The sequence below is a fragment of the Rathayibacter sp. KR2-224 genome (assembly GCF_049446075.1).
Lineage (GTDB): Bacteria > Actinomycetota > Actinomycetes > Actinomycetales > Microbacteriaceae > Humibacter.
Map to the genome: position 1 here is coordinate 1,157,729 of NZ_JBMSEB010000001.1, position 25,782 is coordinate 1,183,510.

Consider the following 25,782-nt stretch of genomic DNA (forward strand, 5'->3'; position numbering starts at 1 on the left):
ACAGAGCCTATGCGCGCATGTTCAGCGGATGTGTGCCCTTTCGCCCCTCTTCGCCTTTATCGAGCGCCACGATCGCCTGCATGTCGTCCCACGTGAGCTCGAACGAGAAGATGTCGAAATTCTCGGCCATGCGCTCGCGATGGTTCGACTTGGGGATGGCAATGTTGCCGACCTGCATGTGCCAGCGCAGGATGACCTGCGCGACCGTCTTTCCGTGAGCATCGGCGATCTGCCTGAGCGCAGGAGCGTCGCTCAGCGAACCCCCGCCGAGCGGGTACCACGCCTCGGTCGCGATGCCGTGCTCCGCATGGAAGCTGCGCAGCTCGCGCTGCTGGAACTCGACGTGCAGCTCGACCTGGTTGACGGCAGGAGTGATTCCGGTCTCGGCGATGACGCGCTCGAGGTGCTCGATCTGGAAGTTCGAGACTCCGATCGACCTGGCGCGTCCGGACTCTGCGATCGCCGTCAGCGACTTCCACACCTGCGGATAGATGCCCTTGTCGTGCAGGGGCCAGTGGATGAGGTAGAGGTCGACGTAATCGAGGCCGAGCGCGTCGAGGCTGGCCTGGAATGCGTCGTCGGGATGCTCCTGGTCGCCGTTGGCGAGCTTCGTCGTGATCCACAGGTCGCCCCTGTCGATTCCGGATGCCCGCACTGCTTCTCCGACGCCCGCCTCGTTGTGGTACCCGGCGGCAGTGTCGATGTGCCGATATCCGACCTCGAGCGCGTTCCCTGCTATCCCGGCCGTGCGCTCGGGGTCGACGCGGAAGACACCGAATCCGAGTTGCGGAATCGCAGTGCCGTTGTTCAGTTCGACGGTGGGGATGCTCGTATCGCTCATGATTTCAACGCTAGCGAAACCGTGCAGCACCCGCCCCCGGGTTGAGCCGACCGCCGCCGTGGAGTAGGCGAACTCGACCCAACCACCACCAGTCGAGCAGGCACGAACTCGACCCAACCGCCCCCGGTTGAGTAGGCGACGAAGTCGCCGTATCGAAACCCTCCGGCCACTCACCCAGCCGCCGAGACGGCGGCCTCTTCATAGATGCGCACGAGTTCGCGCTTGAGCACCTTGCCGCTCGGGCCGAGCGGCAGCGACTCGACGATCTCGACACGCCGCGGGAACTTGTACGGCGCAACCCGGCTCTTGGCGTGCTCGATGAGCTCCTCCTGGGTTGCAGTGGCGCCAGGCATCAGGGTGACGGCGGCCATGATCTCCTGGCCGTGGCTTTCATGCGAGACACCGAAGACCGCCACCATCGACACGGCAGGGTGGGCGGCGAGCACCTCTTCCACCTCACGCGGGTACACGTTGTATCCGTTGCGCACGATCATGTCCTTCTTGCGGTCGACGATCGTGATGTAGTCGTCGTCGCTCTTCGTACCGAGGTCGCCCGTGCGGAACCAGCCATCGATCACGGCCTGCGCCGTTGCTTCGGGCAGGTGCAGGTACCCCTTCATGAGGTTGTGACCCCGCACCACGATCTCACCCAGCTCGCCTCGAGGCAGCAGTTCGATCCTGTCGTCGATCTCCGGGTGCGCGATCTCCACCTCGACGCCCCAGAGCGGCTCGCCCACTGTGCCGGCGCGGGCCGGCTTGCCCACCACATTGAACGTGGCGACCGGCGAGGTCTCGGTGAGGCCGTAGCCCTCGTGGATGCTCACCCCGTACACCTCGCGGAACCGCTCGATCACCGCAAGCGGCAGTGCCGAACCGCCAGAGAGGCCGTATCTGAGCGGGGGACGTTCCTCGTTCGCCTTCGCCGCCTCGAGCAGTGCGATGTACATGGTCGGCACGCCCGTCATGATCGTGCAGGCGTGCTTGTTCAGCAGTTCGAGGGCACCGGCTCCGTCGAACTTGGGCACGAGCACGACCGTCGCGCCCGCCCTGAAGCCCACGTTCATCACGCACACCTGGCCGAACGTGTGGAAAAGCGGCAGGCATCCGAGGATGCGGTCGTCGGCCCTGAGCTCGAACGCGTCGGTGAGCAGCGAGCTGGTCTGCTCGACAATCGCGAAGTGACATCCTTCTGCGCCCTTCGGCCTGCCCGTCGTGCCGCTCGTATACAGGATGGTGGCCGTATCGAAGGGATCCATCGGCAGGTAGCCGTCCACCGGTTCGGCGACGGATGCCTCATCCTCCAGACGAGGAAACGGCAGGCCCGGCTGCGCCTCGTCAGGCACGAGCACCGTGAGCAGGTCGATGCCCGCCTGCCCGGCCGCTTTCGCGCCTTCGCCGAGCAACGGCGCTGCGCAGACGAGCACGACAGAGCCCGAATCGCGCAGCACGAACTCGATCTCGTCTGCTTTGAGCAGGGCGTGCACAGGCACGACAACCCCGCCGAGGGCGAGGATCGCGAAGTAGACCCGCGGAAAGTCGGGCACGTTGGGAATGAGCACGGCGACAGGGGTTCCGTGTCCGACGCCTCTGGCGCGCAGGGCGCCTGCATAGTGCCTGGTCTCCCACCAGAGCTCGGCGTAGCTGATCTCCTGGTCGCCGAAGATGACGGCCGTGCGCTCCGGGTTCTTCCGTGCAGCCTCGGAAAGGATCGCGGCGACGGATACCGTCGCGAACCCGGTTGGCCGTTCCGTCCCGCCTGACGCGGCCGAACCGCCCGCGCCCAGTACGTCGTCGTCTGTCATGGCTGCTCCTTGTCGTCGTTGACACGGCACCCGATCGGGATGGCTAGAAACCTACTCTCCGCACCGGTGCTTGGTGCATCCCGACGCGAATCAGGGCAGGCCGGCCAACCGCAGCAGCGCTGCGGCGACCGCCCCGGCGATGACGACGACGAGGAACGGTGCCCGCAGCAGGAGCGCGATGAACGCCGCCGAGAGAGATCCGAGGCGGGAGTCGAGCGCGAGATGCTGTCCCGAAGCGAGCGTGTTGATCACGGTGAGCGACGCGAGCAGACCGATGGTGAGCGTGCCGGCGACGCGCGTCATGCGCTTGTTCTTGAGCACTCTGGCGGGCACGAGGTAGCCGACGAGCTTGGTCAGGAAGGCGACGACGCCGGCTGCCAGGATGTAGAGCCAGGTGGTCACGGCATCCGCCCCTCGTCCTCGGCGGCGGCATCGCCGTTCAGATCGCCGACGGCCCGGCGTCGCGGCTCCACGTCCGGCTCCAGGCCTTCGTCGGAGGCTCCCACACCGAGGAGTCCCCATACCGCGGCGACGACGGCAGCGACGAGAACCGGCACGCCTGGCGGTACGAACGGAATCACCACGACGGTGACCGCGGCGCACGCCACCGCGATGGCGACCGGTTCCCTCGCCTTCAGCCGCGGCCACAGCAGCCCGAGGAATGCCGCAACCGCGGCCCCGTCGAGGCCCCACGCCTTCGGGTCGCCTATCGCATCGCCCAGCACCGCACCCAACGCGGTGAAGACATTCCACAGCAGGAATATGCCGATACCCGTGATCCAGAAAGCGCGCTTCTGCTCGGCCGGGTCGCGCTGAGCGCTCGCCGTGGCCATCGACTCGTCGATCGTGACGTGCGCGGCTGCGATGCGCAGCCATCCCCTCGGCCGAATGAGGGCGTTCAGTTGCATGCCGTATACCGCGTTGCGAATCCCGAGCAGCGCCGCCGACCCGAGCGCAGCGCCGCCTGAGCCGCCTCCGGCGATGACGCCGATGAACGCGAACTGCGATCCGCCAGAGAACAACAGCAGACTCAGGGTCTGCGTCTGCCAGAAGTCGAGGCCTGATGCCACACCGAGCGCGCCGAACGAGACTCCGTACAACCCTGTCGCCACGGCAACGGATGCCCCGGTCCGGGCCGCCTGGGACTGCCACAGTTTCACGCGTGCCAGTCTGCCAGCGTCGCGAGACGTGATCTCGGCCGGCGACCGAGCGCCGAATCGTCCGGCGGAAGCCGAAATCGCGAACACTTCACGCGTAACGGTCTGACCATCACGTCTCGTGATCGAAACGCAGCGGTGGTACTTTCACGTCAACCTCGCCCGAACGCCCGCGAGCAACGCCTACCCGAAGGACCGGCCTCGATGTCTAACAGCGCACAGACCCGGGCGGACTCGACCCCGCCGGCCGACAGCGAGCCCAGGCAGGAGCACGAGCACGCTCTGAAGGCGAACGGGGTCAGCTCGGCGGGCGCGGTCGTCATGGCGGTCGCCGGCAGTGCCCCCGCTTACTCGATAGCCGCGACGACGGCGCTGCTCATCGGCGCGGCGGGACTCGCCGCGCCGGCAGCACTGCTGTGGTGCGGCATCCCGATGCTCGGCATCGCGTGGGCGTTCGCATACCTGGGACGCAGCGACGTCAACGCGGGCGCGTCGTACTCCTGGGTCGGGCGGGCACTGCATCCGATCCTGGGCTACCTCTCCGGTTGGTCGCTCGTGATCTCGGCGACCATCTTCATGGTCGCCGGCGCTCTGCCTGCCGGTCAGTACACCGTGTCGCTGTTCAGCGAGAAGGCGGCGGGCGACGTGTGGCTCGTCACTCTCGTCGGAGCCGCATGGTTCCTCGTGATGGCCATCTGCGTGCTCGTCGGCGTGACCATCACCGCGCTCGCGCAGTGGATCATGTCGTCGATCGAGGTCGCCATCCTCGCCGTGTTCGCGGTGATCGCGATCGTCAAGGCGCTGTCCGGCCAGCACACCAACGGTGCAGCGTTCTCGTGGGACTGGTTCGGCTTCAACCATTTCGGCGGCATGGAAGGCTTCGTCGGCGCTGCTCTCATCGCTGCGTTCTACTACTGGGGCTGGGATGTCAGCTCGAACCTGAACGAGGAGACGAAGAACGGTCGCAAGACCTCCGGCAGAGGCGGCATCATCGGCGTCGTCATCGTGTTCCTGCTGTTCGAGGCGTTCACCATCGCAACACAGGTGATGCTGCCTGAGAAGACCGCGGCGAATCCCAATTCCAATCTCATCGGCGACCTCGGCCAGGCGATCATCCCAGGCATCGGGGGCAAGATCCTCATCATCGCCGTCATGCTCTCCACCATCGCGACGCTCGAGACCACGCTCATCCAGGTGACCAGATCGCTGTTCGCCATGGGCCGCGACCACACCCTGCCGAAGCTGTTCGGCACCACGCACAAGAAGTGGAAGACCCCGGCCTTCGCCACCATCGTCGTCACGGGCGTCTCGCTCGTGCTGTTCCTCGGATCGAACGCCCTCGGCAGCGTCGGCAGCATCATGAGCGCGGCCATCAGCTCCATCGGCTTCCAGATCGCCTTCTACTACGCGCTGGCCGGCATTGCGGTCGTCGTGGCCTACCGCAAGGAGATCTTCAAATCGGTGAAGAACTTCATCTTCATCGGTCTGTGGCCGGCAATCGGCGCCTTGTTCATGGTGTGGATCTTCTTCGTGTCGATTCCCGGCGCGGAGCCCTTAGTGCTCATCATCGGGATCGGCACCATCGCGCTCGGCCTGGTGCCCATGGCCCTGTACTGGAAGAAGGGCAAGAAGTACTTCAGCAGGCGTCCGCTCGAGACCGGCGACGAGATCCCCACCCCGACCGTCAACATCGCGCTGCCGGATCCGAAGATCGAGGACTGAGGCCAAGCCGCCCGCTTCGCGTCTGCGCCAGTTCGGCGTGCTTGCGCCACACTTGCGGGCGCAATTGCGCAGAACTGGCGCAATAGCCGGCCCGGACTCCGAGGGGCGGCGATCGTAAGATGGAGGGCTCATGTCCTCCGCGCACGTCGCCGGCTCGACCGCGACCGAACCAGCAGCCGGCATCCCTGCCATCCACTTCCCGCCCGAGCTCCCGGTCAGCGAGCGTCGGGATGATATCGCGCGCGCCATCCAGGAACACCAGGTCGTCATCGTGGCCGGCGAGACGGGCTCGGGCAAGACGACCCAGCTGCCCAAGATCTGCCTGCAGCTGGGCAGGGAGTCCATCGGGCACACGCAGCCGCGGCGCATCGCGGCTCGCGCCATCGCGGAACGGGTCGCGGAGGAGCTCGGGCAAGAGGTCGGAGGTCTCGTCGGCTACAAGGTGCGGTTCACCGACGAGGTGTCGAAGGCGACGCGCATCAAGGTGATGACCGACGGCATCCTCTTGAACGAGATCCACCGTGACCGCGAGCTGACCGCGTACGACACGATCATCATCGACGAGGCGCACGAGCGCAGCCTGACGATCGACTTCCTGCTCGGATACCTCAAACAGCTTCTGCCACGTCGCCCCGAGCTGAGGGTCATCGTCACGAGCGCGACGATCGACCCGGAGAGCTTCGCCAAGCACTTCGCCGACGCGGAGGGCCACCCCGCACCCGTCATCGAGGTGTCGGGCCGCACGTACCCTGTCGACGTCAGGTACCGTCCGCTCGTCGCAGACGACGAGGGCGACGACGACGTGGATGCCTCCGGCGCGCGCTCGGCCCGCTCTACGGGCTCTGCTCAGGGAGGGTCGGGTGCGGTCGACCGCGACTATTTAGTAGGCATCACCGACGCCCTCGACGAACTCGCCCGCGAGAGGGCGGGAGACGTGCTCGTATTCCTTTCGGGCGAGACCGAGATCAGGGATGCCGAAGACGCCGTGCGCGGCCACCTCACCCGTCGAGGGGAAGCGGCCTCGACCCAGGTGCTTCCGCTGTACGGACGGCTGTCCGCGGCCGACCAGCACCGCGTGTTCGGTCCGGTGCCAGCAGGCATCCGTCGGCGCATCGTGCTGTCCACCAACGTGGCCGAGACCAGCCTGACGGTGCCTGGCATCCGGTACGTGATCGACGCCGGTACAGCGCGCATCTCGCGGTACTCGACGCGGGCGAAGGTGCAGCGGCTGCCGATCGAGGCGATCTCGCAGGCATCCGCGAAGCAACGCTCGGGACGCTCCGGGCGCACGAGCGACGGTATCGCCATCCGCCTGTACTCGCAGGAGGACTTCGAGCGGCGGCCCGAGTTCACCGAACCGGAGATACTGCGCACGAACCTGGCCGCGGTCATCCTGCAGATGATCTCGCTCGGCCTTGGCGACATCGAGGCGTTCCCGTTCCTCACCCCGCCCGACTCCCGCGGCGTGAAGGACGGCCTCGATCTGCTCGCGGAGCTGGGCGCGGTAACCCACCGCGGGTCGAGTAGCGACGCCGAAGGTACCGGGCCCCACCGCAGGTTGAGTAGCGACGCCGAAGGCGCCGCGTATCGAAACCGCACGACCGGCGGCAAAGCAGGTTTCGATACGGCGGCCGCGCCGCCCACTCAACCGGCGATAGCGCTGACCAAGACCGGCCGCACGCTCGCGCGCCTTCCCATCGACCCCCGCTTCGGCAGGATGCTCGTCGAGTCCGGCAGACACGGTGTTGTTCGCGAGGTGATGGCGATCGTCGCTGGGCTGACCATCCAAGACCCGCGCGAGCGGCCGCTGGAGCGGCGCGCCCAGGCCGACCAGCAGCACGCAAGGTTCACGGATGCCTCGAGCGACTTCCTCACGCTGCTGAATCTCTGGAACCACCTGGAGCAGAAGCAGAGCGAGGTCTCCTCGAGCGCCTTCAGGCGCATGTGCAAGGCGGAGTACCTCAACTACCTGCGCATCAGGGAGTGGCAGGACCTCTATCGACAGCTTCGGCGCACCGCTAAACCGCTGGGTCTCGTGCCGAGCGATGCAAAGGCAGACGGGGATGCCATCCACAGGTCACTGCTCGCCGGACTGCTCTCGCACATCGGGCTTCGCGACGCCCAGAAGAAGGACTACGTCGGCGCGCGGAACACCCGCTTCCTCATCTTCCCCGGCTCGGCACTTGCCAAGAAGCAGCCGCAGGCGGTGATGAGCGCCGAACTCGTGGAGACCAGCCGGCTGTTCGCACGCATGAACGCCGCCATCGATCCGGAGTGGGCTGAGCCGCTTGCCGGCGACCTCGTCCGCCGCAGCTACAGTGAGCCGCACTGGGAGAAGCGCCAGGGTTCGGCGGTCGTGTTCGAGAAGGTGACGCTGTTCGGCGTGCCTATCGTGCCGAGGCGGCGAGCTCAGCTCAGTCGCATCGACGCACCACTGGCCCGCGAACTGTTCATCAGGCATGCCCTCGTCGGCGGCGAATGGCCTGGCGACACGCGCGACCACGCGTTCGACTTCCAACGTGCCAATGCCAAGCTCCGCGGGGAGCTCGAGAAGGTCGAGGAGCGCACGAGGCGGCGGGACATCCTGCTCGACGACGAGGCGATGGTGACGTTCTTCGAGCGCCGCATCCCGGCCGACGTCACCGACACACGGTCCTTCGAGTCGTGGTGGCGCCAGGAGCGCCGCACAAATGGCGGCCTGCTCACGATGCGCCGCGAGGACCTCGTAGACGACGTCGAAGAGGCGGTGATCGACGAGGATGCCTTCCCGCCGATCTGGCAGCAGGGCGACCAACGCCTCGCGTTGAGCTACCGCTTCGAGCCGGGTTCGGAGGACGACGGCGTCACGGTGCAGGTTCCGCTCGCGCTGCTGCCGCGGCTTGGCCCCAGCGGGTTCGATGCCCAGGTGCCCGGGCTGCGCACGGAGCTCATCACGGCGCTCATCCGCACGCTGCCGAAGGCGCTCCGACGATCCGTTGTACCGGCCGCCGATTGGGCTGAGCGGATCGCCGCCGAACTGCCCCACCCGGCGGGACCGGGCGGCCAAGCGGCAGCAGCCGAGGCGGAACCGTTCACGGCCGTGGTCGCAAGGACCATCCGCCGCCTCACCGGCACGCCCGTCGACCCCAACGACTTCGACGTCGAGCGGGTGCCAGCCCACCTGCGCATGACGTTTCGCGTGGTGGACGAGCGCGGCCGGGTGGTCGCCTCGGGAAAGGACCTGGTCGAGCTGCAGCGCGCACTCGCGCCCAGGGTGCGGGAGTCGGTGGCCAAGGCATCCGAGCGGCGAAGGGACCCGATCGAACGCACGGGCCTCACCGCGTGGGACTTCGACGAGCTGCCTCGCTTCGTCGACACCGAACAGGGCGGGCGCGGTACGGGCATGCCGCGCAGCGTGATCCGCGGCTACCCGACGCTCGTTCCCGAGAAGGACGGCGTCGCGATCCGGGTCGTCGGCACCGTTCAGGAGCAGGAGCGGTCACTCCCGGACGGCGTGCGGAGGCTGGTGATGAACGGCATCCCCTCGCCGACCGCCTACGTTCAGGAGCACCTGACCTCGGCCGAGAAGCTCGCGCTCGCCGCCAGCCCCTATCCATCGACCAAGGCGCTGTTCGACGACTGTCTCGCCGCGGTCGTCGACTCCGTGCTGCTCGAGACCGTGCCGGAAGGCCTCGTCTTCACCCGCACCCAGTTCGAGACGGTGCGCGACCGGGTGTCGGCGAGCGTTCTCGATGCCCTGTTCGAGGCGGTCTCGCTGGTCGCGCGCATGCTCTCCGAGGCACGAGCAGTCGAGAAGGCACTCTCGGCCACCTCTTCGATGGCTCTCCTCGGAGCGCTGACGGATGCCAGCACGCAGCTTGCCGGTCTCGTCTTCCCCGGCTTCGTCTCCCGCACCGGCCTGACCCAGCTGCGCCATCTCCCGAGGTACCTGCAGGCGCTTGCCTGGCGCATCCAGCGCCTGCCCGACAACGCGGGCAGGGACCGGGTGTGGATGACAGAGGTGCAGACCGCGACCTCACGATTCACGGATGCCGGCGGCAGCATCCCACTGCCGCCGCACGCCGCTCCCAAGCTGGTGCACGCCCGATGGATGCTCGAAGAGCTTCGAGTCGGCCTCTTCGCCCAGCACCTCGGCACGGCCGAGACCGTGTCGCTGCAGCGCATCCAGAAGGTACTGGCCGGGTAGGCCGTTTTCTCCTCGGTAACACGCGCTCTGTACCCTTGAGGGCGATGACGAACGGTGCCCCCTCGAACCATTCCCTCAGCGACCCGGCAGACCAGTCGGTCGCGGCGCGTCACCTGCGCAGCGGCGACGTGCCGGAGGCGCTGCGCGCCGACGTACGCTTCCTCGGCGAGCTGCTCGGCCGCGTGCTCGCCGAGTCCGGCGGGCAGGACCTGCTCGACGATGTCGAAAAGTTACGTGCACTCACGATCGATGCCTACGAGCGCAAGGGCGAGGCATCCATCGAAGATGCCGAGGCGCTCGTCGAGAGTTTCACGCTCGAGCGCGCGGAGCAGGTTGCTCGCGCATTCACCTGCTACTTCCACCTCGTCAACCTCGCGGAGGAGCGACACCGCGTGCGCGTGTTGCTGGCGCGCGACCCGTGGACCGCCGACGGGCATCGGCCCGCCGAGTCGTTCGCGGGCGCGTTCGCCGCCCTCAGCGCAGAGGTCGGCGATGCCGAAGCCCGGGAGCGCGTGGCGAACCTCGAGTTCCGCCCGGTGCTCACGGCCCACCCGACGGAGGCCCGCCGGCGGGCGATCGCGTATGCCATCCGTCGCATCAGCGAGCTCGTAGCCGAACACGACGACCCGCGGCTCGGCGCGCTCGCGCGCATGGAGAACGAGCGCCAGCTGCTGGCCGAGATCGACACGCTCTGGCGCACCGCTCCGCTGCGGTCCAATCGCCCGACGCCGCTCGACGAAGTGCGCACGGCGATGAACATCTTCGACCAGACCGTGTTCCAGGTGCTGCCGCGCGTCTACCGCCTCATCGACGAGCGGCTCGCCGGGCCGGATGCCTCACCGCGCGCCCCCGAGGCACGCTCGTTCGTGCGCTTCGGCAGCTGGATCGGCGCAGACCGCGACGGCAACCCGTTCGTCACGGCCAAGGTCACGCGCAAGGCCGCTGCCATCGCATCCGAGCACGTGCTGCTCGGGCTCGAGCGCGCCACCGACCGCATCGGCCGCACGCTCACACTCGACGCCGGCGACACGCCGCCCAGCCAGGAGCTGCAAGACCTGTGGCGGCGCCAGCGCGCCCTCGCGGAAGAGCTCACGGCGGATGTCGCCACGCGCTCCCCCAACGAGCCCCACCGTCGTGTGCTGCTCGTGGTGGCCGAGCGCATCGCCGCGACGCGCAGGCGCGACGCCGACCTCGCATACGAGAACCCGGATGCCTTGCTCGCCGACCTGCGCATCGTGCAGCGCTCGCTCGCGGAGGCAGGTGACCTGCGCAACGCGTACGGCGAGGTGCAGCACCTCATCTGGCAGGTCGAGACGTTCGGATTCCACCTGGCCGAGCTCGAGGTGCGTCAGCACTCCAAGGTGCACCGCCAGACGCTCGAAGCGATCGCCGCAGGCGCACGAGGTGACGACGACCTCGACGAAATGAGCGCAGAGGTGCTCGACGTCTTCCGCGTCATCGCCCAGCTGCAAAGTCGCTACGGCGTGGACGCCGCGCGCCGCTACATCATCTCGTTCACGCAGTCCGCTGACGACATCGCGAACGTGTACCGCCTCGCCGAGCACGCGCTCGGTTCGGCCGATGCGGCTCCCGTGCTCGACGTCATCCCGCTGTTCGAGACGTTCGACGACCTCAAGGCGTCCACGGACATCCTCGAGCGCATGATCGACCTGCCCGAGGTGAGCAAGCGCCTCGAGCAGACCGGTCGACGCCTTGAGGTCATGCTCGGCTACTCCGACTCGTCCAAAGACGTCGGCCCCGTCTCCGCCACGCTCGCCCTCTACGAAGCACAGGCCCGCATCGCCGAGTGGGCGAAGCGCAACGACATCGTGCTCACGCTGTTCCACGGCCGAGGCGGATCGCTCGGCCGCGGCGGTGGGCCCGCAAACGAGGCCGTGCTCGCGCAGCCGCCAGGGTCGGTCGACGGCAGATTCAAGATCACCGAGCAGGGTGAGGTGATCTTCGCGCAATACGGCGATCCCGTCATCGCGGTGCGGCACCTCGAGCAGATCGCAGCAGCGACGCTGATGGCCTCCGCGCCGTCGATCGGCGAGCGCAACGCGAGCGCCGCGACGGAGTTCACCGCCCTGGCGGCCCGGCTCGACGAGGTCAGCCGAGACAGGTTCTACCGCCTGGTGCGCTCCGATGGCTTTGCACCGTGGTTCGGGCTCGTGACGCCGCAGGAAGAGATCGGGCTGCTCGCGCTCGGCTCGCGTCCCGCCCGCCGCGGGCTGTCGCTGGAGTCTCTCGAAGACCTGCGCGCCATCCCGTGGGTCTTCGCATGGACGCAGGCGCGCATCAACCTGACCGGTTGGTTCGGGCTCGGTTCGGCACTGGCATCCGTCGGCGACGAGAGCCTGCTGCAGGATGCCTACCGCCGCTGGCCGCTCTTCCGCACGCTCATCGAGAACGTCGAGATGTCGCTCGCAAAGACCGACGAGCGTCTCGCCCGTCGCTACCTCGCCTTGGGTGACCGCGACGACCTCGCGGAACTCGTGCTGGACGAGATGGCGCTCACACGGGAGTGGGCGCTGAAGGCGAGCGGCTCGTCCGAACTACTGGCCGACCGGCCGGTTCTTCGAAGGGCCGTGCGGCTGCGCAGTCCCTATGTCGACGCGCTCTCCCTGCTGCAACTGCGGGCGCTGCGGGCGCTGCGCTCGCAGGCGGATGCCTCGAGCATCGACGAGACGCAGCAGGACGAGTTGCGCAGGCTCCTCCTCCTGTCCGTGAACGGCGTCGCCGCCGGCCTCCAGAACACGGGCTGACCCGGGTCCCGGCCCCGCGTGCCGCGTGCCGCCACGGCGGCGGTAGGCTCCCCTGGGTGAGAGGTGGGCCATGCGGGCAACTGTGAAGGATGTCGCCGCGCTCGCGGGCGTGTCGCCCAAGACCGTCTCCAACGTGATCAACGGCGTCGTGTTCGTGAGGCCGGAAACGAGGGAACGGGTCGAGAAGGCCCTCGCCGAGCTCGACTACGTGCCGAACCTCAGCGCGCGGGGGCTGCGCAATGGACGCACCGGCGTCATCGCCCTCGCGCTCCCCGATCTGGCCACGCCGTATTCGGCCGAGATGGCCCACCACTTCGTCGAGGCCGCGCACGAGCGAGGATGGGGCATCCAGATCGAGGAGACCGGCGCACGGCCCGAACGCGAGGAGGAGCTGCTCTCCCGCGCGAGGGCGCAGATGGTCGACGGGGTCGTGCTCAACCCGATCGTCTCCGACGAGTTCGCGCTGCAGGATGACTCCGCGCACCTTCCGCCTGCCGTGCTCATCGGCGAGGTCGAGCAGCAGCGGCTCGACCAGGTGCGGGTCGACCCCGACCAGGCCGCCTACGACATGACGACCATGCTCATCGCGCTCGGCCACCGCCGCATCGCGATCCTCGGCTCTCCCGTTCGCCGAAGAACCTTCACTTCGATGCTGCGCACCGTCGGCTACCGTCGGGCGTTGACAGATGCCGGCGTCCCGCTCGACCCTTCGCTCGAGATCGGCTGCGACAACTGGGAGCCGCACGGCGGCGCCGCCGCCGTCGACGGCTACCTCGACCGTTTCCCGCTTCCGGATGCCCTGTTCTGCTTCACCGATTCGCTCGCCATCGGCGCGCTCAGCACGTTGTGGCGGCGAGGCATCCGGGTCCCCCAGGACATCTCGGTCGCCGGTTTCGACGACATCGCACACGGCGAGTACGCGTCGCCGCCCCTGACCACAGTGTCGTTCGACAAACGCGCATTCACCGATACGGCCCTCGACAGGCTCGAGGCCCGTATCGGCAACCGCGCACAGGAGCCGACGCTCACGACGGTGCAGCATCGCATCATCGTGCGCGACAGCACCCGCGCTGTGTGATCCGGCTCAGTCCGGCTCAGCCCTTGAGGCCGCTGCCCGTGACGCCCTCCACGATGCGTCGCTGGAAGATCAGGTAAAGGATGATCAGCGGCAGCGCCGCGAGGATCGCCCCGGCCTGGATGTCCGCGTAGCGCTGACCGTAGCTTCCTTGCACCGTGGCGAGTCCCACCGGGATCGTCATCAGGTTGGGGTTGGAGAGCACGAACAAGGGCAGCAGCAGGTTGTTCCAAACGCCGACGAACGTGAGGATCGTCACCGCAGCGAGCACCGGACGCGACAGCGGCATGATCACCGACCAGTAGACCTTCCACGTGTTCGCACCGTCGATGCGCGCCGCCTCCTCGAGTTCACGAGGGATGCCGTCGAAGAACTGCTTGAAGATGAACACGGCGATCACGGCTGGCACCTGCGGGAAGATCACCGACCAGTACGTGTTGAGCAGGCTGAGCGCGTTGAGCTCCTGGAAGATCGGCACGATGAGCACCTGGCTCGGGATCATGATGCCGAGGATGATCAGCAACAGCACCGTGTTCGACCCCCGGAACCGCAGTCGCGAGAGCGCGAACGCCGCCATCGACGCGAAGAACACCGTGAGCACTGCTGTGACCACCGACGTGACAGCGCTGGCGATGTACCAGTTCCAGATGTCTCCGGCCTGGAAGTACGAGGCGTAGGAGGCCAGCGTCGGATTCCAGTTGCTGAGGATCGCGGAGGCGCCGAGCGCGGCCGTGCCGTTGTCGGTGAGTGACGTCTTCAGCGCGAACAGGCCGGGGATCAGCCAGATGATCGCGAAGACGATGAGCACGATCAGGGAGACGATGTTGAACGTGCGTCCGCTCACCCGCGACGACGACGTCTGGCGCGCCGGGGCGGCGCTCGAGATGGGCGACTTGAGCCGAGGGCTCGGGGTCGAGATCGCCATGTCAGGCCTCCTTCTTCGCCGCAGAGCGGTCGGTGAGCTGGCGGATGATCGCGATCGCGATGATCACGATGAACAGCAGTACGCTCGCCGCGGATGCCGCACCCAGCCTGTTGTCTGTGAACGCGGTTCCCGTGATGAGCTGGAGCGACACCTGAGTGGAGATTCCCGGGCCGCCGTTCGTCATCAGGTACACCTGGTCGAAGATCTTCAGGCTGGCGATGATCTGCAGCAGAACGACCAGCGTCGTCGTACGTCCGAGCATCGGGATCGTGATGTAACGGATCTGCGACCACGCGGACGCACCGTCGACCGCCGCGGCCTCATACAGTTCGCGCGGGATCTCCTGCAAGCCCGCGAGGTAGAGCACGAAGTTGAATCCGAGCGTCCACCACACGGTGGCGATGGCCACGCCGATCATGGCCGTGTTCGGACTGGAGAGAACGCCGGAACCCGGCGTCACACCGAACCAGGTCTCGACCAGCGCCCATAGTCCCGTGCTCGGCGTGAAGACGAACACCCAGATGAGCGAGATCGTGGCGGACGGAAGGATGAACGGCAGGAAGAAGGCCAGGCGGAAGAACCACTGACCGCGATTGAACCGGTTAGTCAGCACCGCGAAGATGAAGGCGAGGATGACCAACGGCGGGGTCGTGTAGAGCGTGAACTGCAGCGTGTGCAGCAGCGAGCTCCAGAAGTCCGGCCGGCTGAGCATCTCCGCGTAGTTCGCGAATCCCGCGAATGACCCGAGGCCGGTGCGCACCATCGACGTGTTGAAGAAGCTCATCACGAGCATGTAGATGGTGGGTCCGAGCAGGAACGCCAGGTAGAAGATGCCGAACGGGGCGAGGAAGAGCCACGCGCTGCGGCCATCCTTGCGCTGCATCGGTGAACGGTAGGTGAGGCCCGAACTCCGTGCGGCACGGGTCCGAGGCGGGGCGGCGGTTGCGGTGGTCACGACGGTGGTACCTCCGGGAGTAAGGGTGCGATCAGAGCGGGCTGGGGGTGTTCAGGTACACCCGCAACTGGGACTTGATGGCCTGCAAGGCCTCTTGAGGGGACAGCGAGAGCTGCTGCACGAGGCCGAGCTGGGCGCCGACGATGTTCTCGAACGTCGAACCGGAACCGCCGTACCATGCAGCGTCGTCGTAGACCGCACTGGATGCCACCGACGCGTAGTCCGACTGGGGCGTCAGCGCCCGGTACGCCGAGCTCTGCGCCACCCGCTGGAACGCCGGAATGTGCCCGCCCTTCGCCCACGTGAGGCTCTGGTCGAGCATCGACTTGATGAACAGCATCGCCTGCTTGCGCTGCTCCGGCGTGCGATCCTTCTTCGGCAGCACGAACGTGTGCGAGTCCGCCTGGGTTGCGGGCTTGTCGTACAGCGTCGGAACCGGCACGATGCCGAACTTCAGGCCCTTCACCGATTGGGCCGTCGTGATCTCCCACTCGCCCTCCAGGTACAGCCCCGACTTGCCGCTGAACATGTACGACTCGGCGGTGGCGTAGTCGAGACCGCTGTTGACCCACCCCTTCTTCACCCAGGACTGCAGGCGCGTCGTCACGTCGTTGAAGACGTCCTCGTTGACCGTGAGCTTCGAGCCGTTGTCGGAGAGGAACGGCGTCGCCGACGAGTGCTGGTTGTAGAACGTCCAGAACACGCGCCAGGGGGTCGCCGTCTCGCCCGCAACGTTGGCGATGGTCATTGCGGGACCCTTGGTCACCTTGCTGATCGCGGCCATCGCCGACTCGAACGAGTTCATGTCGTTGAACTTCTTCAACGTGCCGCTCGAGTCCAGCAGACCCGCCTTGCGGCAGACGTCTTCGTTGTAGAACATGACCAGCGGATGCGTGTCGAGCGGCACCGCGATGTTGTTCCCGTTGGTGCGTTGCTCGTTCCACGGCCGCTGGCTGAAGTCCGAGGCGCTCAAGCCGACCGATGCGAGATCGTTGTCGGTGATCGGCTCGAGCAGGCCGCCGTCCCAGAGGGGCTTCGCCCTCGTGAGGTGCGAGACCGCCACGTCCGGCGGCTTGTTGCCGACGGTGGCCAGTGTCACCTTCGTGTAGTACGGGTTGCCCCAGGCGAACGTCGTGGCCTGCAGCGAGTCACCGCCGTACTGCTTGCGGTAGCCGGCCTCCATCGCCTGCATCCTCGTGCCGTCGCCGCCACCGAACAGGTTCCAGTAGATGAGGGTCGACGTGGGCAGCCTCGTGCCGAAGAGGCCGGCGGCGACGGTCTTGCCTGTGTTGCTCGAGCATCCCGCAAGAAGCGGAACGGCTGCCGCGCCCAAGCCGGCTGCGAGGAATCCGCGCCTGCTGAGCGACCTGTTGCTCATCGCCATATCGTCGACGACCTCCTTGTCGTGGAACCGCGTTCTGCCGCGCGTGCTGAGACCGCTGCGGGAGCGCGGACGCTCATTTCAACGTGGTAAAGGTAGCACCCGGACGGCGTAGCGCAAGCCCTCGTTTCACGAGTGTCGACAGCAACGCATCTCGTGACGCGTCCCTCGAACGCGTCACACATCACCGGGACGGCTCACACTTTTCGGACATGACTTCGCCGATCCAATGCAACGATGTAATCTGTTCGCTGGTCATAGTCGCAGGAATAGCGCCCTCGCGCGCCCTGCGGTCTGCGCGACGCACCACAAAGACGAAGGAGTTCCATGACCCGCGCCAGCATCACCGTCGATCGCGACTTCACCGTCGGTCCCGTACCGAGGCGCATCTTCGGCTCGTTCGTCGAGCACATGGGCCGCTGTGTGTACACCGGCATCTATGAGCCCGGTCATCCCGACGCCGACGAGAACGGTTACCGCCTCGATGTGCTCGAGCTCACGAAGGAACTCGGCGTGAGCGTCGTGCGCTACCCGGGCGGCAACTTCGTCTCCGGCTACAACTGGGAGGACGGCGTCGGCCCCGTCGAGTCCCGGCCGCGCCGGCTCGACGGCGCCTGGCACACGGTGGAGACGAACGCCTTCGGCCTGCACGAGTTCGCGGGCTGGGCGAAGAAGGCCGACGTGGAGATCATGGAGGCCATCAACCTCGGCACCCGTGGCGTCGACGCCGCTCGCGCGCTCGTCGAGTATGCCAACCACCCCGGCGGCACGTATCTGAGCGACCTGCGCAAGAAGAACGGCGCGGCCGATCCGTTCAACATCAAGCTGTGGTGCCTCGGCAACGAGATGGACGGCCCGTGGCAGATCGGGCACAAGACCGCCGAGGAGTACGGCCGTCTGGCGCAGGAGGCCGGAAAGGCCATGCGCCTGGTCGATCCCTCGATCGAGCTCGTCGCCAGCGGAAGCTCCAACCGCGGGATGCCCACCTTCGGATCGTGGGAGCAGACCGTGCTCGGCCACACGTACGACGTGGTCGACTACGTCTCGCTGCACGCCTACTACGAGGAGAAGGAGGGCGACGTCGCCAGTTTCCTGGCCTCCGGCGTCGACATGGATCTCTTCATCGAGGGCGTCATCGCCACCGCCGATGCGGTGCGGGCGAAGGGGAAGCACTCCAAGCACATCAACCTCTCCTTCGACGAATGGAACGTCTGGTACCAGTCCTCTCGTGGGGGCGACGACCAGCTCTCGTCGATCGAGGCCAGCGGGGCATGGCGCGAGCATCCGCGCATCATCGAAGACGAGTACAACGTCACGGACGCCGTCGTGGTCGGCACGCTGCTCAACTCCTTGCTGCGCCACGGCGACCGCGTCACCATCGCGAACCAGGCCCAGCTCGTCAACGTGATCGCGCCCATCCGCAGCGAAGAGGGCGGACCGGCGTGGCGGCAGTCGATCTTCTGGCCGTTCGCGCGGATGTCTGCGCTCGCCAAGGGCGAGATCCTGCGGCTTGCCACCACCAGCGACAGGTTCGACACGGCCAAGTACGGCGACGCCGATGTGGTCGACGCGAGCGCGACCTGGGACGAGGAGACCGGCCGGATCGCCCTGTTCCTGGCCAACCGCGGGCTCGACGAGTCGGCCGAGGTCGCGGTCGCGCTGCGGGGATTCGACTCGGCTCGCATCGTGGGCGCCGAGGTGTTGACGGCTCCCGAGCAGGGTGACAGGTTCACCACCAACGACGAGCAGAACCAGGACCGCGTCGGCCTTCGCCAGCTGCGGGACGTGGCGGTCGACGGCGGAGTACTGCGCGCGACGCTTCCCGCCCTGTCGTGGGCAGTGGTCGAGGTCGAGGTGGCCAAGGCCTGACGCGACCGGCGCCAGCACAAGCGCAAGCGCGGACGGTGTGCGGCTAGGTTGATCCGGTGATCGCCGTGCCGCGCACCTTCCGTGCCATGCCGCGCTGGGGTTATGACGAAGCCGGCCGCGCCTGGCTGCAGCGTCTCCCTGCCCTGGTGGATGCTCAATGCCGCAATTGGGGCCTCGCACTCGACGGTTCACCCATGCACGGCAGCAACGCACTCGTCGTTCCCGTGCGTCGCGGCGTCGATCGGTTGGCGCTGCGTCTGGCGCCGCCCGGAGACGACGTGAGCGAAGAGGCGCGGGCACTGCGGGTCTGGGACGGGCGAGGCACCGTCCGGCTCATCGACGTGGACGCCGCGAACCGGGCACTCCTTCTCGAGCGGCTGGACGGGTCCCGCTCGCTTGCCTCGCTGCCCGTGCTCCAGGCGGTCGAGGTGCTCGCGCGCTTGGCGCGCACGCTCGCAGTGCCCGTTCCCGACGGTGTGACGTCCACGGCGGCGATCGCGGCCGGCTTGCTCGACGACTTCGAGCCGGACTGGCGCACGACGGGGCGGCCGACACCGCGCACCCAGTTGGATGTGGCGCTCGCGTTCGCCGCCGAACGTGCGGCGGACGAGTCGGAGCGCCGCGCCGTGAACGGAGACCTGCATTTCGAGCAGGTCCTCGCCGCGGAACGAGAGTCGTGGCTGGTCGTGGATCCCGTGCTGCTGAGCGGCGACCGCGAGTACGACATCGGACGTGTGCTCTGGACGAGACTCGACGAGTTGCCGCACGCCGGCGACGTGCGGACGGCGTTCGAGCGGTTCGTCCAGATCGCCAGGGTGCCGGAGGCGCGGGCGCGGGCGTGGGTGGTGCTGCGCTCCATGTCCTACCTGTTGTGGGGCATCCCGAGAGGCCTCACCGAAGATCCCGTGCGTTGCAGGCGCCTTCTCGAGCTCTTCTGCTGAGGTGCCGCCGCGTCACGTCCTGCCGAAGAGAACGTAAAGCAGGGGTATCGCCGACGCGCACATCAGCGCGACGGCAAGGGGTGCGGCCGTCGGGATCAACAGCACTCCCCCGATCAGGAACCCCGCGAACAGCACAGACCCGACTGCCCTGCGTGCAAGGCGTTCCAGCCGACCGAGGCGACGGTCGATGGCTGGCGTCGCGACCGTGACCACGCCTTGGTCGATTCGAGTGATGAGCTGATCGATCCGGCCCGGCAGCCGAAGTGCGATTCCAGCTGCCGACAGCACCTCTCGCGCCACGGCGGCAGCCACGTTTCCGCTCTCCTTGCGCATCAGCTGTGTGGCGTATGGTTCGATCGCGTCCCAGATGTTGAACTCCGGGTCGAGCGAGCTGCACACGCCCGACGTGAGCGACATCGAGCGGATCACGAGGAGGAAGTTCTCCGGCAGCTGGAACGGAAGCGACCGCACCACCTCGCCGAACTCGCGCCCGAATTCGCGGAACTCGCGCTGGTCCACCTTGCGCAGCTGCGCGAATCCCATGCCCCCGAACCTGTCGAACAGCCTGGTCATCGCGCGTTCGAGCTCGGCAGTGTCGGCGCTCGGCAGCAGGATGCCCACGTTCTGGATGCTCTCGATCAGGCCGCGCTCGTCGCGCGAGGCGACCGCGATGAGCAGGCGGCGCAGGCCATCCCGCAGCTCGTCGGTGACCTCGCCCATCATGCCGAAGTCCACGAACGTGAGGCGCCAGGCAGGGTCGCCGTCCCCGCGTCCCGGGCCGCTCGGCGTGACGAAGAGGTTCCCGGGATGCGGGTCGGCATGGAAGTAGCCGTTTCCGAACAGCTGCTCGAACATCACCTCCGCGAAGACCGAGGCCACCTCGTGCGGGTCGATGCCTGCGGCGCGGAGCCCATCGACGTCGTTGATCTTGATGGCCGTGACGTCAGAGAGGGTGAGCACGCGCCGGGTCGTGCGCTCCCAGACGATCTCGGGCACGCACACGCGCGGGTCGTCGGCGAAGAGCTCGCCGAAGCGTTCGGCTCCTGCCGCCTCGTGGAGGTAGTCAATCTCCTCCAGGCTCGTCTTCGCGAACTCCGAGACGAGCGCGCGCGGATCGACGTGATCGGAGACGACTCGCAGGTGGCTGAGCCAGCCGGCAACGCGACGAAGGGCCGCGAGATCGACGTCCACGATGGTCTGGATGCCTGGACGCTGCACCTTCACGACCACCTCCTCGAAGCCGCACTCGTCGGAATCCTGAGGCGCCAGCCGGGCGCGATGCGCCTGGCCGAGGGATGCAGCGGCCACCGGCGCCTCGGAGAACCACGCGTATGCGCCGGCCAAGGGCACGCCGAGTTCCGCCTCGGCGAGGGCGCGGATCGCAGTGAACGGTGCGGCCGGCACCTCATCCTGGAGCCCCGAGAGCTCCGCGGTGATCTCCGGAGGCAGCACGTCGAGCCGCGACGACAGGAACTGGCCGACCTTGATCATCAGTCCGCCGAGCTCGACGGCGAGCGAACGGAATCGCTGCGCGACGTCGACGAGCCTGTGCGCCCTGCCTCTGTCCGCGATGCGGCCGAGGCCGATGCGCGGCAGGATGACCTCGTACCACCAGGTCTGGACGAGGTAGCGCAGCGCGAATCTGAGGATGCGGCGGTAGCGCGAGCGGGCGGCTCCGTCAGGCGGCGACGTCTGCTGGACGGCCGGGGCCATCCCGTCAGTCCTGGGCGAGGATGGAGTAGAGCTTGCGACGCGCCTCGTCGAGCACGGCCACCGCCTGCTCGACCTGTTCGCGAGTACCCGTCCTTCTCACCTGGGCGGCGGCGTGAGCGAGATCCATGCCGGCCTTAGGCAACGGGCCCATGCCGAGCGGGTCGAATCCCTGCTCGCCCTCCCACGGAGCGCCTCGGCCGGACCACGCCTCCGCCTCTTCCCGTCCCGTCTCGGTGAGGGAGTAGGTCTTGCGCCCGTCCGCGACCTGTTGCTCGATCACGCCCTCGTCGACCAGCAGCTGAAGGGTGGGATACACGGAGCCTGGGCTCGGCTTCCATGCACCCCGGCTGCGCTTCTCGATCTCGGCGATGATCTGGTAGCCGTGCATGGGTTTCTCCAGCAGAAGCGCGAGTACGGCCGGGCGCACGTCGCCGCCTTCCTCACGCGGCGCTCCACGCTGCAACAGCATCGAGCGCAGCTGGTCGACGGCGTCGGCAAGCTGATGGGCCGCTCCCTGGCCGCCAAGACCTCGCGAGCCGAAGCCGCCCCTCGTGTACGAACCGCCCATCATGGACCTCCTCGGTCAGACCACCGTCGCAACCACCGTCACGATATATCGCCCACTTTATGCCGCTTGCAACCGGCAGCGAGAAGAGGTCAGAGCACTTTGGACAGGAATGCCTTCGTGCGCTCCTGCTGCGGATTGGCCAGCACCTCGCGCGGATCGCCAGACTCGACGATGACGCCGCCGTCCATGAACACGAGCGAGTCGCCGACCTCGCGGGCGAATCCCATCTCGTGCGTCACCACGACCATGGTCATTCCGGTCTCCGCAAGACCACGCATCACGTCGAGAACATCGCCCACCAGTTCGGGGTCGAGCGCGCTGGTCGGCTCGTCGAACAGCATGAGCTTCGGTTCCATGGCGAGTGCGCGCGCGATGGCCACCCGCTGCTGCTGCCCGCCAGAGAGCTGCGAAGGGTAGTGACCGCTGTGGCTCTCCAGGCCCACCCGCGCGAGCAGATCGCGGCCGCGGGCGAGGGCATCCTGCTTGCGCACTCCCTTGACGCGCATGGGCGCCTCGATCACGTTCTCGAGCGCTGTCATGTGCGGGAACAGGTTGAAGTGCTGGAACACCATGCCGATGTCTCTGCGCTGTCTGGATGCCTCCCCCGGCTTCAGTTCGTAGAGCTTGTCGCCCTTCTGCCGGTACCCGACGAGCTCGCCGTCGACGTAGAGCCGACCGGCGTCGATGCGCTCCAAGTGGTTGATGCACCGGAGGAACGTCGACTTGCCTGAGCCGCTCGGCCCGATCACGCACAGAACCTCGCCTGGCTGAACGCTGAGCGTTATCGACTTCAAAACCTTGTTGCTGCCGAAGCTCTTAGAGACGGCGATCGCGTCCACCATGGGCGCGGATGCTCCGCTGCGCGACGCCGCCGAACTCGCCCGGGTGCTTGCGGTGGAGCCGCCCACCGTGCCGCTCATCCTTTTCCTCCGATGTCGATGCCGACGCCGCCGACGGCCCCGGATGCGTTCACTCCGCCATCGGCGATCCCCACCACCGGTCTCCCTCGGCCGGTGCCGCGCGCGAACCGCTTCTCGAGGAAGTACTGGCCGACCATGAGGATCGACGTGAAGAACAGGTACCAGAGCGACGCGACGATGAGCAGCGGAATGGGCGTGAACGTCTCGGCCGAGATGTCACGCGAGCGGCCGAACAGATCGAGCGTGAACGGCACCGCCGCCACAAGGGTGGTGGTCTTCAGCATCGAGATGACCTCGTTGCCCGTCGGCGGGATGATGACGCGCATGGACTGCGGTATGACGATGCGCCGCATGGTCTGCCACCACGACATGCCCAACGCCTTCGCCGCTTCCTCCTGGCCGGGGTCGACCGAGAGCAGACCGGCGCGAACGATCTCGGCCATGTAGGCGGCCTCGTTGAGCGAGAGTCCGACCACCGAGATGAAGAACAGCGGGGGCACCCACGTGATCGGGAGGACGGCCCACGTGTGCACGAAGGGGATGCCGATCACGATCGAGTTGTAGATGAGCGTGATGAGGCCCCAGAACACCAGCTGCACGTACACCGGGGTGCCGCGGAAGATCCACAGGTAGAGCCAGGCCACAGCCTTCAGCACCGGGTTCGGCGACAGCCGCATGATGGCGAGGATGAGCCCGAGGACGATGCCGATGATCATCGAGTAGACCGTCAGCTCGAGCGTGATGAGCGCCGCCTGGCTGACGCGCACGTCGAAGAGGTACTTGCCGACATCCGCCCAGCCGAACGCCTTGCGCTGCGCCGCGTCGAGCACGAACAGCACGAGAAGCACCACGAGCACGACGGCCACGGCCACGCGCCACGGATGCCTCAGCTTGACCGCCCTGATCGCCTCGGGCTGTCCCTCCATCGAGGAGGCGGGGGGTCGTGGCGAGGCGGATCGGATGCCGTCCGCCTCACCACGGTGTTGCGTCTCGCTCATGGGATGCCTACGAGGACGACTTCGACGCCGCGTTGACCTCGATCGTCTTCACAGCACCGTCGTCGACGCCCCACTTCTTGAGGATCGTCGTGTAGGTCCCGTCGTCGACGAGCGACTGCATGGTCTTCTGCACGACCTTGGTGAGGTCGGAGCCCTTGTCGACCGCGATGCCGTACGGGGCGATGTCGAAGGTCTTGCCGGCCTTCTGGATCTTGCCGCCCTGCTTGCTGATCGCGTACTCGGTGATCGGGGAGTCGGCGCTCATGGCGTCGACCTGGCCGAGCACCAGCGCGTTGGTCGCCTGGTCTTGTCCGTCGAATTTGAGCACCTGGATGGCGGGCTTGCCCGCATCGGTGCACGCCTTCGACTTGGCCGGCACCTCGTCGGTGTCTTCGTACGTACCGGCCTCAACTGCCACCTTCAGGCCGCAGGCGTTGTCGGGGTCGACCGTCTTGCCCTTCTGCGACGCCCACAGGATGCTGGCGTTGTAGTAGTTCACGAAGTCGACCTGCTTCTCGCGCTCGGTCGTGTCGGTGAACGAGGAGACGCCGATGTCGTAGCGGCCGCCCGTGATGCTCGGGATGATGTTGTCGAACTTGGCGATGGTGTAGTTCATCTTCACGCCCAGCTTCGCGCCGAGCGCGTTGGCCAGGTCGACGTCCCACCCGATCGGCTTGCCGTTCGAGTCCTTGTACTCGTTGGGCGCGTACGTCGCGTCCATTCCGACCGTGATCTCCCCGGCCTTGGCGATCTTCGACGGAAGTGTCTTGGCGAGCGCGTCGTCCTTCTTGACCCCATATGGATTGGATGCGCCTGAACCAGAGGACCCCGAACCGGAGCCGCCCGAGTTGTCAACGCATCCGGTGAGCAGGAGCACCGTCGCCACGGCGACCGCCGGGAGCGCATATCGAATTCGCATGTGCGTATACCTTTCCTCGTCTTCGAGGCGCGACGCGTGCTGTGTTCGCGTCGACAGGGACCGTCGAATGTGACGACCGACTCACGGAAGTCTACGTAAGTCAGCGGCCTGGTCGGCGACGATCGGGTCTCAAGCGCCTCGCGGAAAGGTTAGGGTGCCGTGATTTCGCGCACGTTTCGTCCGGAGTGTCCCACTACGCGTCTACGTGTACTCGCGGCTCCGCCGCTCAACACCCTCCATCGGCTCGGCACAGCGAGCAAGCTCGCTCTGCTCTCGCCTCCCCTACCGCTACCCCACCCGCCGCTACGCGCCGCGCGGGTCCCCTCGCGATGGGGGCCCAGTCAGGTGTACAGCCTCACGGGGCGCTGCGGATCATGCGGGGCGACGTTCGTGTCGACCTGCTCGCCCTCATCGAGGGACTGACGGATCCGCCGCTTCTCCTGCACGCTCGAGGTGATGAGCGGCAGGCCACGGTGGATGGAGGTCTTGATGCGCTCGACCAGCAGCGGCGAGTCGATGCGGTAGCCGTCGAAATCCGATTCGTGCGCGTAGACGCCGACCGGGAGGGTAAGTGCCTGGAAGAACCCGAACAGCGGTCGCAACTGGTGCTCGACGATGAGCGAGTGACGCTCGCTTCCTCCCGTGGCTGCCAGCAGCACCGGGGTGTCGACGAGGGCGTACTGATCGACGAAGTCGAAGAAGTGCTTGAACAGGCCTGTGAACGATGCGCGGTAGACGGGTGAGGCGACGACAAGCAGGTCGGCGGTCTCGACGCGACGCAGCTCGTCCTCGACGGAGCGCGGCAGCTCCTTGCGGTTCAGCACACCGGCGAACTGCGGGCCGACATCCGTCATGCGGATCACGTGCGGCTCGATCGGAAGCTCCTCGCCCAACTGACGCAGGATCTCGTCGATCAGCACGTCGGTCTTCGACGGGTTGTGCAGGCTGCCGGAGACGGCGACGACGCGAAGCGGCTCGGTCATGCGGTCTGTCCTCTCACTCACGGGTGGTCGCTGGCGGGCGACCTGGGCATCCTCGGCGTCTG

Annotated in this window: 19 protein-coding genes; 6 read left to right on the forward strand and 13 right to left on the reverse strand. The window is 67.1% G+C overall.

Annotation, left to right across the window (positions count from 1 at the left end):
• Window positions 1–7 precede the first annotated feature (7 nt).
• The 4 genes from ACO2Q7_RS05410 to ACO2Q7_RS05425 form a co-directional block, all read right to left on the reverse strand.
• Window positions 8–841 carry an aldo/keto reductase gene (locus ACO2Q7_RS05410; RefSeq protein ID WP_423354592.1) on the reverse strand — a complete coding sequence of 278 codons (834 nt, stop codon included), beginning with the start codon at window positions 839–841 and terminating at the stop codon, window positions 8–10.
• 170 nt (window positions 842–1,011) lie between these two features.
• Complete coding sequence (locus ACO2Q7_RS05415; protein WP_423354593.1) at window positions 1,012–2,643, reverse strand: long-chain-fatty-acid--CoA ligase; 1,632 nt, start codon at window positions 2,641–2,643, stop codon at window positions 1,012–1,014.
• A gap of 90 nt (window positions 2,644–2,733) precedes the next feature.
• Window positions 2,734–3,045, reverse strand: a complete 312-nt coding sequence (locus tag ACO2Q7_RS05420; protein WP_423354594.1) for an AzlD domain-containing protein — start codon at window positions 3,043–3,045, stop codon at window positions 2,734–2,736.
• Window positions 3,042–3,803, reverse strand: a complete 762-nt coding sequence (locus ACO2Q7_RS05425; protein ID WP_423354595.1) for an AzlC family ABC transporter permease — start codon at window positions 3,801–3,803, stop codon at window positions 3,042–3,044. The genes ACO2Q7_RS05420 and ACO2Q7_RS05425 overlap by 4 nt, the downstream gene beginning before the upstream one ends.
• A 201-nt stretch (window positions 3,804–4,004) precedes the next feature.
• Between ACO2Q7_RS05425 and ACO2Q7_RS05430 the strand changes: the two genes are divergently transcribed.
• From ACO2Q7_RS05430 to ACO2Q7_RS05445, 4 genes are all read left to right on the forward strand, one after another.
• A complete protein-coding gene (locus ACO2Q7_RS05430) occupies window positions 4,005–5,522 on the forward strand; it encodes an APC family permease (protein ID WP_423354596.1) in 1,518 nt (505 codons plus the stop codon).
• 130 nt (window positions 5,523–5,652) lie between these two features.
• The gene (gene hrpA, locus ACO2Q7_RS05435; protein ID WP_423354597.1) at window positions 5,653–9,708 is read left to right on the forward strand and encodes an ATP-dependent RNA helicase HrpA; all 4,056 of its coding nucleotides are present in this window, start codon (window positions 5,653–5,655) and stop codon (window positions 9,706–9,708) included.
• A gap of 44 nt (window positions 9,709–9,752) precedes the next feature.
• Entirely contained in the window at window positions 9,753–12,473 is a 2,721-nt protein-coding gene (locus ACO2Q7_RS05440; protein WP_423354598.1) for a phosphoenolpyruvate carboxylase, read from the forward strand.
• Window positions 12,474–12,543: 70 nt separating this feature from the next.
• Entirely contained in the window at window positions 12,544–13,551 is a 1,008-nt protein-coding gene (locus tag ACO2Q7_RS05445; RefSeq protein WP_423354599.1) for a LacI family DNA-binding transcriptional regulator, read from the forward strand.
• Between the two features lie 16 nt (window positions 13,552–13,567).
• Here the strand turns inward: ACO2Q7_RS05445 and ACO2Q7_RS05450 are convergent, their stop codons facing one another.
• The 3 genes from ACO2Q7_RS05450 to ACO2Q7_RS05460 form a co-directional block, all read right to left on the reverse strand.
• Window positions 13,568–14,473, reverse strand: coding sequence for a carbohydrate ABC transporter permease (locus ACO2Q7_RS05450; RefSeq protein WP_423354600.1), 906 nt, complete (start codon window positions 14,471–14,473; stop codon window positions 13,568–13,570).
• A gap of 1 nt (window position 14,474) precedes the next feature.
• Window positions 14,475–15,356, reverse strand: a complete 882-nt coding sequence (locus tag ACO2Q7_RS05455) for a carbohydrate ABC transporter permease (protein WP_423354601.1) — start codon at window positions 15,354–15,356, stop codon at window positions 14,475–14,477.
• Between the two features lie 103 nt (window positions 15,357–15,459).
• Window positions 15,460–16,806, reverse strand: coding sequence for an extracellular solute-binding protein (locus ACO2Q7_RS05460; RefSeq protein ID WP_423354602.1), 1,347 nt, complete (start codon window positions 16,804–16,806; stop codon window positions 15,460–15,462).
• A gap of 330 nt (window positions 16,807–17,136) precedes the next feature.
• Here ACO2Q7_RS05460 and ACO2Q7_RS05465 point away from each other — a divergent pair, with 330 nt between their 5' ends.
• Window positions 17,137–18,678, forward strand: coding sequence for an alpha-N-arabinofuranosidase (locus ACO2Q7_RS05465; RefSeq protein WP_423354603.1), 1,542 nt, complete (start codon window positions 17,137–17,139; stop codon window positions 18,676–18,678).
• 56 nt (window positions 18,679–18,734) lie between these two features.
• Complete coding sequence (locus ACO2Q7_RS05470) at window positions 18,735–19,619, forward strand: aminoglycoside phosphotransferase family protein (RefSeq protein WP_423354604.1); 885 nt, start codon at window positions 18,735–18,737, stop codon at window positions 19,617–19,619.
• 12 nt (window positions 19,620–19,631) lie between these two features.
• On the opposite strand, the gene ACO2Q7_RS05475 is transcribed toward ACO2Q7_RS05470, so the two are convergent.
• The 6 genes from ACO2Q7_RS05475 to msuE all read right to left on the reverse strand — a co-directional run bounded on the left by ACO2Q7_RS05475 (window position 19,632) and on the right by msuE (window position 25,720).
• The gene (locus ACO2Q7_RS05475; RefSeq protein ID WP_423354605.1) at window positions 19,632–21,332 is read right to left on the reverse strand and encodes an ABC1 kinase family protein; all 1,701 of its coding nucleotides are present in this window, start codon (window positions 21,330–21,332) and stop codon (window positions 19,632–19,634) included.
• A gap of 4 nt (window positions 21,333–21,336) precedes the next feature.
• Window positions 21,337–21,900 (reverse strand): helix-turn-helix transcriptional regulator, encoded by a 564-nt coding sequence (locus ACO2Q7_RS05480; RefSeq protein ID WP_423355973.1) that lies wholly within the window; start codon window positions 21,898–21,900, stop codon window positions 21,337–21,339.
• Window positions 21,901–21,989: 89 nt separating this feature from the next.
• Window positions 21,990–22,742: an amino acid ABC transporter ATP-binding protein gene (locus tag ACO2Q7_RS05485; protein ID WP_423355974.1), complete on the reverse strand. Its 753-nt coding sequence runs from the start codon at window positions 22,740–22,742 to the stop codon at window positions 21,990–21,992.
• 74 nt (window positions 22,743–22,816) lie between these two features.
• A complete protein-coding gene (locus tag ACO2Q7_RS05490; protein WP_423354606.1) occupies window positions 22,817–23,818 on the reverse strand; it encodes an amino acid ABC transporter permease in 1,002 nt (333 codons plus the stop codon).
• 7 nt (window positions 23,819–23,825) lie between these two features.
• Window positions 23,826–24,737, reverse strand: coding sequence for an ABC transporter substrate-binding protein (locus ACO2Q7_RS05495; protein ID WP_423354607.1), 912 nt, complete (start codon window positions 24,735–24,737; stop codon window positions 23,826–23,828).
• Between the two features lie 341 nt (window positions 24,738–25,078).
• The gene (msuE, locus tag ACO2Q7_RS05500) at window positions 25,079–25,720 is read right to left on the reverse strand and encodes an FMN reductase (RefSeq protein WP_423354608.1); all 642 of its coding nucleotides are present in this window, start codon (window positions 25,718–25,720) and stop codon (window positions 25,079–25,081) included.
• Window positions 25,721–25,782: the final 62 nt, after the last annotated feature.

What these genes read in the sequence shown, in the direction of transcription:
- ACO2Q7_RS05460 (WP_423354602.1), bottom strand. Translation starts at nt 16,806, where the DNA reads ATGAGCAACAGGTCGCTCAGCAGGCGCGGATTCCTCGCAGCCGGCTTG.
- hrpA (WP_423354597.1), top strand. Translation starts at nt 5,653, where the DNA reads ATGTCCTCCGCGCACGTCGCCGGCTCGACCGCGACCGAACCAGCAGCC.
- ACO2Q7_RS05430 (WP_423354596.1), top strand. Translation starts at nt 4,005, where the DNA reads ATGTCTAACAGCGCACAGACCCGGGCGGACTCGACCCCGCCGGCCGAC.
- ACO2Q7_RS05475 (WP_423354605.1), bottom strand. Translation starts at nt 21,332, where the DNA reads ATGGCCCCGGCCGTCCAGCAGACGTCGCCGCCTGACGGAGCCGCCCGC.
- ACO2Q7_RS05465 (WP_423354603.1), top strand. Translation starts at nt 17,137, where the DNA reads ATGACCCGCGCCAGCATCACCGTCGATCGCGACTTCACCGTCGGTCCC.
- ACO2Q7_RS05410 (WP_423354592.1), bottom strand. Translation starts at nt 841, where the DNA reads ATGAGCGATACGAGCATCCCCACCGTCGAACTGAACAACGGCACTGCG.
- ACO2Q7_RS05480 (WP_423355973.1), bottom strand. Translation starts at nt 21,900, where the DNA reads ATGGGCGGTTCGTACACGAGGGGCGGCTTCGGCTCGCGAGGTCTTGGC.
- ACO2Q7_RS05445 (WP_423354599.1), top strand. Translation starts at nt 12,544, where the DNA reads ATGCGGGCAACTGTGAAGGATGTCGCCGCGCTCGCGGGCGTGTCGCCC.
- ACO2Q7_RS05455 (WP_423354601.1), bottom strand. Translation starts at nt 15,356, where the DNA reads ATGCAGCGCAAGGATGGCCGCAGCGCGTGGCTCTTCCTCGCCCCGTTC.
- ACO2Q7_RS05485 (WP_423355974.1), bottom strand. Translation starts at nt 22,742, where the DNA reads ATGGTGGACGCGATCGCCGTCTCTAAGAGCTTCGGCAGCAACAAGGTT.
- ACO2Q7_RS05415 (WP_423354593.1), bottom strand. Translation starts at nt 2,643, where the DNA reads ATGACAGACGACGACGTACTGGGCGCGGGCGGTTCGGCCGCGTCAGGC.
- ACO2Q7_RS05440 (WP_423354598.1), top strand. Translation starts at nt 9,753, where the DNA reads ATGACGAACGGTGCCCCCTCGAACCATTCCCTCAGCGACCCGGCAGAC.
- msuE (WP_423354608.1), bottom strand. Translation starts at nt 25,720, where the DNA reads ATGACCGAGCCGCTTCGCGTCGTCGCCGTCTCCGGCAGCCTGCACAAC.
- ACO2Q7_RS05495 (WP_423354607.1), bottom strand. Translation starts at nt 24,737, where the DNA reads ATGCGAATTCGATATGCGCTCCCGGCGGTCGCCGTGGCGACGGTGCTC.
- ACO2Q7_RS05490 (WP_423354606.1), bottom strand. Translation starts at nt 23,818, where the DNA reads ATGAGCGAGACGCAACACCGTGGTGAGGCGGACGGCATCCGATCCGCC.
- ACO2Q7_RS05450 (WP_423354600.1), bottom strand. Translation starts at nt 14,473, where the DNA reads ATGGCGATCTCGACCCCGAGCCCTCGGCTCAAGTCGCCCATCTCGAGC.